The 9,490-nt window shown below is 72.3% G+C and carries 6 protein-coding genes; all 6 read right to left on the bottom strand.

Annotation, left to right across the window (positions count from 1 at the left end):
• Positions 1-283, bottom strand: a 283-nt coding sequence (locus tag G5C51_RS36340) for an exo-beta-N-acetylmuramidase NamZ domain-containing protein (RefSeq protein ID WP_165244195.1), incomplete at its 3' end; no start/stop codon positions are given.
• A 119-nt stretch (positions 284-402) separates the two neighbouring features.
• Positions 403-1,737, bottom strand: a complete 1,335-nt coding sequence (locus G5C51_RS36335; protein WP_165244193.1) for an esterase-like activity of phytase family protein — start codon at positions 1,735-1,737, stop codon at positions 403-405.
• A gap of 138 nt (positions 1,738-1,875) precedes the next feature.
• A complete protein-coding gene (locus G5C51_RS36330; RefSeq protein ID WP_165244191.1) occupies positions 1,876-3,318 on the bottom strand; it encodes a rhamnulokinase in 1,443 nt (480 codons plus the stop codon).
• Entirely contained in the window at positions 3,315-5,345 is a 2,031-nt protein-coding gene (locus G5C51_RS36325; RefSeq protein WP_165244189.1) for a bifunctional aldolase/short-chain dehydrogenase, read from the bottom strand. Before G5C51_RS36325 ends, G5C51_RS36330 begins: the two co-directional genes overlap by 4 nt.
• The gene (gene rhaI, locus G5C51_RS36320) at positions 5,345-6,490 is read right to left on the bottom strand and encodes an L-rhamnose isomerase (protein ID WP_165244187.1); all 1,146 of its coding nucleotides are present in this window, start codon (positions 6,488-6,490) and stop codon (positions 5,345-5,347) included. Before rhaI ends, G5C51_RS36325 begins: the two co-directional genes overlap by 1 nt.
• 33 nt (positions 6,491-6,523) lie before the next feature.
• Positions 6,524-9,490 (bottom strand): alpha-L-rhamnosidase (locus tag G5C51_RS36315; RefSeq protein WP_165244185.1); only part of this gene is annotated, 2,967 nt, incomplete at its 5' end.

Below are 9,490 nucleotides of genomic sequence, written 5' to 3'. Positions count from 1 at the left end.
AGCCGTGTTCGGGGCCGAAGACGCCGACGATGTTCAGCTCCTTTTGGGCCGCCATCGAGTCGACCACGTGCGCGGTGGAGCGCAGCACGCCGGTCGGGTTGGAGACCACGCCGACCTTGCGGCCGCGGAGCATCGACCAGCCCTGCTGCGCGGCCACATCCGCGCCCAGGAGAACAGAGCCGACGTCCACCGTGGCCGCCGATGAGCTGCTGGTCAGCAGCTGCGAGGCAAGTGCGGCGGCGCTGCCGGCCATGAGCGAACGGCGCGAGGGAGCACTGGGCATCGGCGGAGGTTCCTTTCGCACTGCTACCGGGCGCTTCGGACGCGAAAGCTAACCCGGTACCGCAGCGGCGAACAGAGTCCTCACGCGTTACCAGAGGTGTACAACACTCGCGCCGCGAGTCAGCGGAGCGGCTCGCCGAGGTGGACCGTCGTCACCTTGGTCTCCGTGTCGCTGTCGACCAGCCGGCCGTCGGCGTCGAAGGCCTCGGCGCCGTCGCTCATGCCGAAGTCGTTGTCGTTGATGAGCGCCAGCGTCGAGCGGCCGGTGACGGCGACGCCCTCGATCTTGCCGGGTACGCCGTCGAGCTTGCCCAGGTCGACGACGAGCTTCTTGCCGAGCACCGGCACGCCGTCCGCCGCCGGGTCCTTCAGCTGCTCCAGCGCCGGCGCGGTGGCGCCGGCGTCCCAGCGGCCGCCGAGAATGTCGTGCCCCTCGTCGAGCCGCACCTTGTGCAGCCGCGCCGCCTTGTCCGTGCGCTCCTGCACCAGCAGCGTCTCCCGGCCGAGCGCGACCAGCGACGAGATCTTCAGCTCCGAGGTGTCCTCCTCGCCCGGGTCGACGACGGACACCGGGTCGAACCGGTAGGCGTACTCCGCGGTCACGGCCTCGCGCCCGGGCGAGAAGCGGATCAGCCGGGTGGTGCGGGAGGCCTCGCCGGACTCCTCGTCGGGATTCGCCAGCGGGCTCTGCACGGCCGCCACCAGGTCGCCGCCGGGGAGCTGCGCCAGGCCCTCGAAGCCGCGGTTCGTCGCCCGCTTCAGCAGGATGCCGGGGAGCGCCTCGACGACGGGGTAGCCGGCGCCCTTCAGGTTCAGCCCCTTCGGTACGTAGCGGGCCAGCACCTCGCCGTCGGCGGCGACGTGCACGAGGGACGGGCCGTACTCGTCGGCCAGCCAGAAGGAGCCGTCGGCCGCGCGCACGATGCCCTCGGTGTCGAGGCCGTTCGGGTCGTACGGGAGCTTCGTCGAGGCGTTGTAGGTGTACGGCGCCTCGTCGCGCGACTCCTGGTTCGGCAGCCCGGTGACGGCTTTGCCGGCGCGGGTGGTGATCGGTATCGAGTCCAGGACCCGCACGTGGTCACCCGTCACCCGGATCTTCACCAGCGCCGGGTCGAAGCCGGGCACCGGGAAGGTGCGGCGCTTCTTGCCGTCCACCTTGATCTGGCCGTTCGGCCCGCGGTCGGTGACGGTCCAGAACTCGCCCTTGCGCCCCGCCGGGAAGATGTCGCTGCCGATGCCGCCGAGGTCCACGCCCCGGTCGTCGGCGACGGTGCCCGGCAGCATGCCGTTGCTGAACCCGGCGAGCGGAATGTCGGGCAGCGTGGCCGCACCGGTCACCCGCGGCGCGGCCGCGCCCTCCCCGCCCACCGCCTGGCCGGCGGCGACGACGCCGGCGACGACGGCGATCGGCAGCGCGAGCGCCAGGGCGCGGTGCGTCGTACGGCGAGCAGGCATGCGGGGAACCTCCGGTCCGGGAACGTGGGTGCGCCGCGGGCGGTGGCTGCCCGCGGCGCGCCCTCAGGCTTGCGCCCGCGGCCCAACACGGTGTGATCCGGAGGTGAACGGGAGGTCAACGAACCGCAGCGGTGCTGGTCACCCGCCTGCTACGGCCGCCTCGGCGCGTTCCCACGCGGCGGCGGTCCCCGGGTCCGGCTCGTAGCGCCGTAGCGGCAGCGACTCCCGTAGCAGCCCGCGCAGCTCCGGCAGGCCGCCGCTCACCGTGCCCGCCGCGCGCGCCTGCACCAGCATGTTGCCGTACGCCGCCGCCTCCACCGGGCCCGCGATGACCGGCAGGCCGCAGGCGTCGGCGGTAAGTTGGCAGAGCAGTTCGTTGCGTACGCCGCCGCCGACCACGTGCACGACGCGTACCGGGCGGCCGGAGAGCCGCGAGGCGTCCCGTATCGCCCGGCGGTGGGCCAGGGCGAGGGAGTCGAGGATGCAGCGGACCGTCTCCGCGCGGCTCCGCGGCTCCGGCTGTCCGGTGCGGCGGCAGGCCGCGGCCAGCCGTTCCGGCATCCCGCCCGGCGCGATGAACTCCGCCGCGCCCGCGTCGACGACCGAGCGCAGCGGCGGACAGTCCGCCGCGGCCGCCAGCAGCGGCGCCAGGTCCGGGTCGCCCCAGTCGCGCAGGCACTCCTGGAGGAGCCACAGCCCCATGATGTTGCGGAGGTAGCGGACGGTGCCGTCGACGCCCAGCTCGTTGGTGAAGTTGGCGCGGCGGCTGTCCTCCGACAGCACGGGCGCGTCGAGCTCCAGGCCGGCGAGGGACCAGGTGCCGGTGGCGATGTAGGCGAAGTCGCCGCCCTCGGCCGGGACGCCGGCCACAGCGGACGCGGTGTCATGCGAGCCGACCGCGGTGACCGGCACCGGCCCGGACAGCCCCGTCTCCGACAGCACCTGCGGCAGCAGCTCGCCCGCCCGGTCGCCGGGCTGCCGCAGCGGCGCGAACAGGCCCAGGTTGATGCCCAGGGCGTCCGCCACCGGCGCCGACCAGGTGCGGGTGCGCGGGTCGATGAGCTGCGTGGTCGAGGCGTTGGTGAGCTCCGTGCCCGCCTCGCCCGTGAGCCAGTACGCGATCAGGTCCGGGATCAGCAGCAGCCGGCGGGCGATACCCAAAGCGGGCGTGCCCTGGGCGGCCGTCAGTTGATAGACGGTGTTGAACGGCAGGTGCTGCAGGCCCGTCGCCGCGTACAGCTCGGCGGGGGAGAGGACCGCCGACACCTTCTCGGACATGCCCTCCGTGCGGGCGTCGCGGTAGTGCACCGGGTTGCCGAGCAGCGCGCCCGAGGCGTCGAGCAGCCCGTAATCGACGGCCCAGGAGTCGATGCCGACGGAGGCGACCGGACCGGCCGCCCGCAGACCGTCGAGGACGCCCTGATACAGGGCGAGGATGTCCCAGTGCAGCGTCCCGCCCGTGCGCACCGGCCGGTTGGGGAATCGGTGCACCTCCTCCAGACCGAGCCCGTCGGGAGCGACGCGGCCGAGCATCACCCGGCCGCTGCTCGCCCCCAGGTCGACGGCGGCGAAGGCACTCATCGCAGGAACGCCGCCGCGACCCCGGCATCCACCGGGATGTGCAGCCCCGTCGTATGGCTCAAGTCCCCGCTGGTAAGCGCGAAGACGGCATTCGCGACATGCTCGGGCAGCACCTCGCGCTTAAGCAGCGTCCGCTGCGCGTAGTACGCCCCGAGCTCCGACTCCTCCACCCCGTATACCGCCGCCCGCTTGGCGCCCCAGCCGCCCGCGAAGATGCCGGAGCCGCGGACGACGCCGTCGGGGTTGATGCCGTTGACCCGGATGCCGTGCTCGCCCAGCTCGGCGGCGAGCAGCCGCACCTGGTGGGCCTGGTCGGCCTTGGTGGCGGAGTAGGCGATGTTGTTGGGGCCGGCGAAGACGCCGTTCTTGGAGACGATGTAGACGATGTCGCCGCCCATGTCCTGGGCCGTCATCACGCGGGCCGCCTCGCGGGAGACGAGGAAGGAGCCGCGGGCCATGATGTCGTGCTGCAGGTCCCAGTCCTTCGCGGTGGTCTCCAGCAGCGGCTTCGAGAGCGAGATGCCGGCGTTGTTGACCACCAGGTCGACGCCGCCGAAGGCGAGCACGGCGTCGGCGAAGGCCGCGGCGATCTGCTCCTCGGAGGTCACGTCCACCGTGACATGCACTGCCTTGTCGGGACCGCCCAGCTCCTCGGCGACCGCCGCCGCGCTCTCGGCGTTGAGGTCGGCGACCACGAGGCACGCCCCCTCGGCGACCAGCCGCTGCGCCGTCGCCTTCCCGATCCCGGAGCCGGCCCCGGTGACCAGCGCCACCCGGGTGGCGAGGGGCTTCGGCGGGGGCATCCGGCGGAGCTTGGCCTCCTCCAGCTCCCAGTACTCGATGCGGAACTTCTCCGCCTCCTCGATGGGCGCGTACGCGGACACCGCTTCGGCGCCGCGCATCACATTGATCGCGTTGACGTAGAACTCGCCCGCCACCCGCGCCGTCTGCTTGTCCTTGCCGAAACTGAACATGCCGACGCCCGGGACCAGCACGATCGCGGGATCGGCGCCGCGCATCGCCGGCGAGTCCGCGGAGGCGTGCCGCTCGTAGTACGCGGCGTAGTCCTCCCGGTAGGCCGCGTGCAGCTCGCGCAGCCGGGCGATCGCCTCCTCCAGCGGGGCGGCAGGTGCCAGGTCGAGGACCAGTGGCCGCACCTTCGTACGCAGGAAGTGGTCCGGGCAGGACGTGCCGAGCGCGGCCAGCCGCGGGTGCTCGGCGCGGGAGATGAAGTCGAGGACGACGTCGGCGTCCGTGAAGTGCCCGACCTGCGCCCGGTCGGTGGACGCCAGACCGCGGATCACCGGCGCCAGCGCCGCCGCCCGCTCCCGGCGCGCGGCCTCCGGCAGCGGCCCGTAACCCTCCAGCACCGGCCCGAACGGCTCGGCCTTCCCGCGCTCCTCCAGGAAGGCTTCCGCGGTCCGGATGATGTGCAGCGAGTTGCGCTCGCACTCCTCGCTCGTGTCCCCCCAGGCGGTGATGCCGTGGCCGCCGAGGACGCAGCCGATCGCCTGCGGGTTGGCCGCCTTCACCGCGGCGATGTCCAGGCCGAGTTGAAAGCCCGGCCGCCGCCACGGCACCCACACCACCGTGTCGCCGAAGCACTCGGCGGTGAGCTTCTCGCCATCCGCGGCGCACGCCAGCGCGATGCCGGAGTCCGGGTGCAGATGGTCGACGTGCGCGGCGTCGACCAGGCCGTGCATGGCGGTGTCGATGGACGGCGCGGCGCCGCCCTTGCCGTGCAGGCAGTAGTCGAAGGCGGCGACCATCTCGTCCTCGCGGTCGACGCCCGGGTACACCTCCGTCAAAGAACGCAGCCGGTCCAGCCGCAGCGCGGCCAGCCCCGCGGGCTTCAGCGTCCCGAGATCGCCCCCGGAGCCCTTGACCCACATCAGTTCTACGGGCCCGCCCGTCACCGGGTCCGCGCCCGCACCCTTCGCCGAGGTGTTGCCCCCGGCGTAGTTGGTGTTCCGCGGATCCGCGCCCAGCCGGTGCGAGCGCTCGATCAGCTCGTCGTACGCGGCCATCAGGCACCCCACCCCATCTGGTCGCCGCCGACCCGCTCTGCGGCGATCTTCTCGGCCCAGCCGGTGCGCCGGTACGCCGCCACGGGGTCCGGATCGAGTCCCATCTCCTCGCGCACCTCGGCCAGCAGCGGCCGCACATCCGTGTTGTACGCGTCCATCAGCACCGCGTTCGCGTCCAGCACGTCCCCCGATGCCTGCGCCGCGCCGAGAGCCTCGCGGTCCACGAGCAGCGCCTTGGCCGTCGCTTCCTGGACGTTCATCACCGAGCGGATGATCGCCGGGATCTTCGCCTCGATGTTGTGGCACTGATCGAGCATGAAGGCGATGTCCGGGACAAAGCCGCCGCCCCGCACCACCTCGTACATGATCCGGAACAGCTGGAACGGATCCGCCGCCCCCACCATCAGGTCGTCGTCCGCGTAGAAGCGGGAGTTGAAGTCGAAGCCGCCCAGCTTCTTCTCGCGCAGCAGCAGCGCCACGATGAACTCGATATTGGTGCCCGGCGCGTGATGCCCGGTGTCCACGACCACCTGCGCCTTCTCGCCCAGCCGCAGGCAATGCGCATAGGCGGTACCCCAGTCCGGGACATCCATCGTGTAGAAGGCCGGCTCGAAGAGCTTGTACTCCAGCAGCATCCGCTGCCCGTCGCCCAGCCGCTCGTACACCGCCGACAGCGCCTCCGCCAGCCGGTCCTGGCGGGCGGCGATGTCGTCCTGGCCTGGATAGTTGGTGCCGTCCGAGAACCACAGCTTCAGGTCCTTCGACCCGGTCGCGTCCATGATGTCGACGCACTCCAGCAGATGGCCCAGCGCCTTGCGCCGCACCGCCGGGTCCGGGTTGGTCACCGAGCCCAGCTTGTAGTCGTCCTCCTGGAAGACATTGGCGTTGATCGCGCCGAGGCGCAGGCCGCGCTCCTTTGCGTACGCGGACAGAGCGGCGTAGTCGTCCACCTTGTCCCAGGGGATGTGCAGGGCGACGCTCGGCGCCACGCCGGTCGCGGCGTGCACCTGGGCGGCGTCGTCCAGCTTCTCCCACGGGGTACGGGGGACGCCCGGCTGCGCAAACACCTTGAAACGCGTGCCGGAGTTGCCGTAGGCCCAGGACGGTGTCTCTATCGCCTGGGACTTGAGCGCGGCCTTGATCATGCCGGTGCCTCTGCTTTCGGATGCTCTCGGATTTCAGGAGTACTGATGGGTGCCGGGGCCCGCCTGCACGGATTTGTCGCTGCCGGGCAGCCAGACCTCGGCGGTGGAGTTGGGCGGCACGGTGAGCTGCAGCCGGAAGCCGCCCTCGGTGCTCCACTCGGTGGCGACCGGGCCGTGCAGCGTGTCGAAGCGGGCCCGGCAGGAGGTGACCTCGCCGCCCGGGCGCGGGCGGATGACGAGGTGCGAGAAGCCGGGCTCGCCGGGGGAGATGCCGGCGATGTTCTCGTACATCCACTGGCCGACCGAGCCGTAGGCGTAGTGGTTGAAGGAGTTCATCCCGGCGTCCTGGAAGGAGCCGTCGGGCTTGATGGAGTCCCAGCGCTCCCACATCGTGGTCGCGCCCTTCTCGATCTGGTAGCCCCAGCCGGGGAAGGTGCGCTGGTGCAGCAGCCGGTACGCGACGTCGGTGTGCCCGGCCTCGGTGAGCACGGGCAGCAGCCGCGGGGCGCCGAGGAAGCCGGTGGACAGATGCCAGTCCTTGGACTTGATCAGCTCCACCAGGCGGTCGGCGGCCGGCTTGCGGTCGGCGTCGGCGAGGAGGTTCATCGACAGGGCGAGGACATACGCGGTCTGCGTGTCGCCCTTCACCCGGCCGCCCTCGGTGACATACGCCGTCCGGAACGCGTCCCGGACAGCGCCGAACAGCTGCTCGTACGGGCCGGGGTCCTTGCCGAGCACCTTGGCGGTACGGGCGACGAGGTCGGCGGAGTGGGCGTAGTACGCGGTGCCGATGACGTCCTTCGGGGTCTCGTCCTGGATGTTCAGCCAGTCGCCGTAGCCCTCGGCGGGGCGCAGATAGCCGCTGCTGTGTGCCTTGAGGTAGTCGAGCCACTTCAGCATCGCGTCCCAGGAGTCCTCGAGGACGCGGGTGTCGCCGTACGCCTGATACAGCGCCCATGGCACGGTCGTACCCGCGTCGCCCCAGCCCGCCACCCCCTTGCCGACGCCGATGAAGGGGGCGACGTCCGCGAACGCGCCGTCCTCGGCCTGGTCGTCGCGCAGGTCGGCCAGCCACTTGGTGAGGAAGCGGGCCGACTCCATGACGTAGCAGGCGGTGGGGGAGAAGACGTTGATGTCGCCCGTCCAGCCGAGACGCTCGTCGCGGGCCGGGGTGTCGGTGGGGATGGAGAGGAAGTTGCCGCGCTGGCCCCAGGTGATGTTGGAGTGCAGCTGGTTGAGGGTGGCGTCGTTGGTCTCGAAGTCGAAGGTGAAGGGCGCGTCGGTGTGCTTCACCAGGCCGGTGATCGCGTCCTGCGGGGGCTTGCCCGGGTAGCCGGTGACCTCGACGTAGCGGAAGCCGTGGAAGGTGAAGCGGGGCTCGTACGTCTCCTCGCCGCCGCCCCTCAGCGTGTAGCGGTCCGTGGCGCGGGCCGTGCGGAGGTTCGCCGTATAGACCGTGCCGTCCGGGTTCAGCACCTCCGCGTGCCGGAGGGTGACCGTGGCGCCGGCCTTGCCGCGCACGCGCAGGCGGGCGGTGCCGACCATGTTCTGGCCGAGGTCGAAGACGAAGACGCCGGGCTTGGGCTCGGTGACCTTGCGGGCGGGGAGTTCCTTCATCGTCCGTACGGGGCCGTCCACTTGCGCGACCGTCTTCGCGGTCACCCCGGAGAGCTCCTCGGTCCGCTGCCAGCCGGCGTCGTCGAAGCCGGGCTCGGTCCAGCCGGCCGTCTCGCGGCGCGCGTCGTACTCCTCGCCGTGGATCAGGTCGGCGGCGGTGACGGGACCCGCGGCCGCGCGCCACCCGGGGGCGGAGGCGATGGTCTCGGTGCTGCCGTCCTCGTAGGTGACCTCCAGCTGGGCGCGCACCGCGGTCCGGTCGCCGTACTGATGCGCGCCGAACCAGGCGATGCTGCCCGCGTACCAGCCGGGGGCGAGCTCGAAGGCGAGCGCGTTGCCACCGCCCGCGAGGTGCTCGGTGACGTCGTAAGTCTGGTACTGGACCCGCTTGTTGTAGTCCGTCCAGCCCGGGGCCAGGCAGTCGGTGCCGACGCGGCGGCCGTTGAGCCGCGCCTCGTAGACGCCGAGGGCCGTCGCGTACAGGCGGGCGCGGGCGACGGGCTTCTCCGGCAGCCGGAACTCGTGTCGCAGCTGGATCGCCGGGGTGTGCAGGGGCACCACCTTGCCCCAGGGGTCGGAGCCCCACGGGCCCAGGACCTTGGCGGGCTGCCAGCCCGCGTCGTCGTACCCGGGGGCGGTCCAGTCGCCGGCGGGCTCGTCCGCCGCCGCCTTCCAGGTGCCGTCGGTGGTGACGGTGCGCGTGCCATCGGCGGTGGTGAGTTCGAGGGCGGCCAGCAGACCGGCCGCGCCTGCCGTGTCGTTGGTCGCGGCGACGGCGAGGACGGCGGGGCCGGTCTTGAGCTGTGCCGTGACATCCACGACCGCGGGCCGGCGCCAGTTGTCGGCCGCCGAGTCGGCCGCGACGCCCGCGACTTCCGCGCCGTTGAGGTAGGCCGTATAGCCGTCGTCCGCGGTGATGACGAGGCGGGCGCGGGTGACGCCCTCGGGGATGTCGGCCCGTCCGCGGAACCAGCGGGTCGCGGCGGGGGCGTTGCCCGCGGGGTCGCCCGGGTGCCAGAGCCAGGAGGCGTCGTCCAGCTTCGGCGCCGAGGTGAGCGCGGCGGGGGCGGCGATCCACTTCGCCCGCCAGGCGTCGGGGGAGAGCAGGCCGGTCTCCCACCAGGCGGGGGCGGACCAGTCGGTGGCTTCGCCGGTCTCGTCCCAGACGCGGACCTGCCAGTGATAGCGGGTACGGGGCTTCAGCTCCGGTCCTTCGTACGCGACGAGCGCGGACCTGGCGGAGTCGACCTTGCCGCTGTCCCAGACGTCGGGCTCGGCGAGGCGGTCGGGGGAGGTGGCGACGCGCACCTGGTACGCGCTCTGCCGCAGGCCGTCGCGGCCGGCGAGCGGCCAGCTGAGCCGGGGGCGGGGGGTGTCGAGGCC

This window comes from Streptomyces coryli, assembly GCF_011044975.1.
Classification (GTDB): domain Bacteria; phylum Actinomycetota; class Actinomycetes; order Streptomycetales; family Streptomycetaceae; genus Streptomyces; species Streptomyces coryli.
The sequence above is the reverse complement of the archived record's forward strand: the minus strand, read 5'-3'. Positions and strand labels throughout refer to the sequence as shown.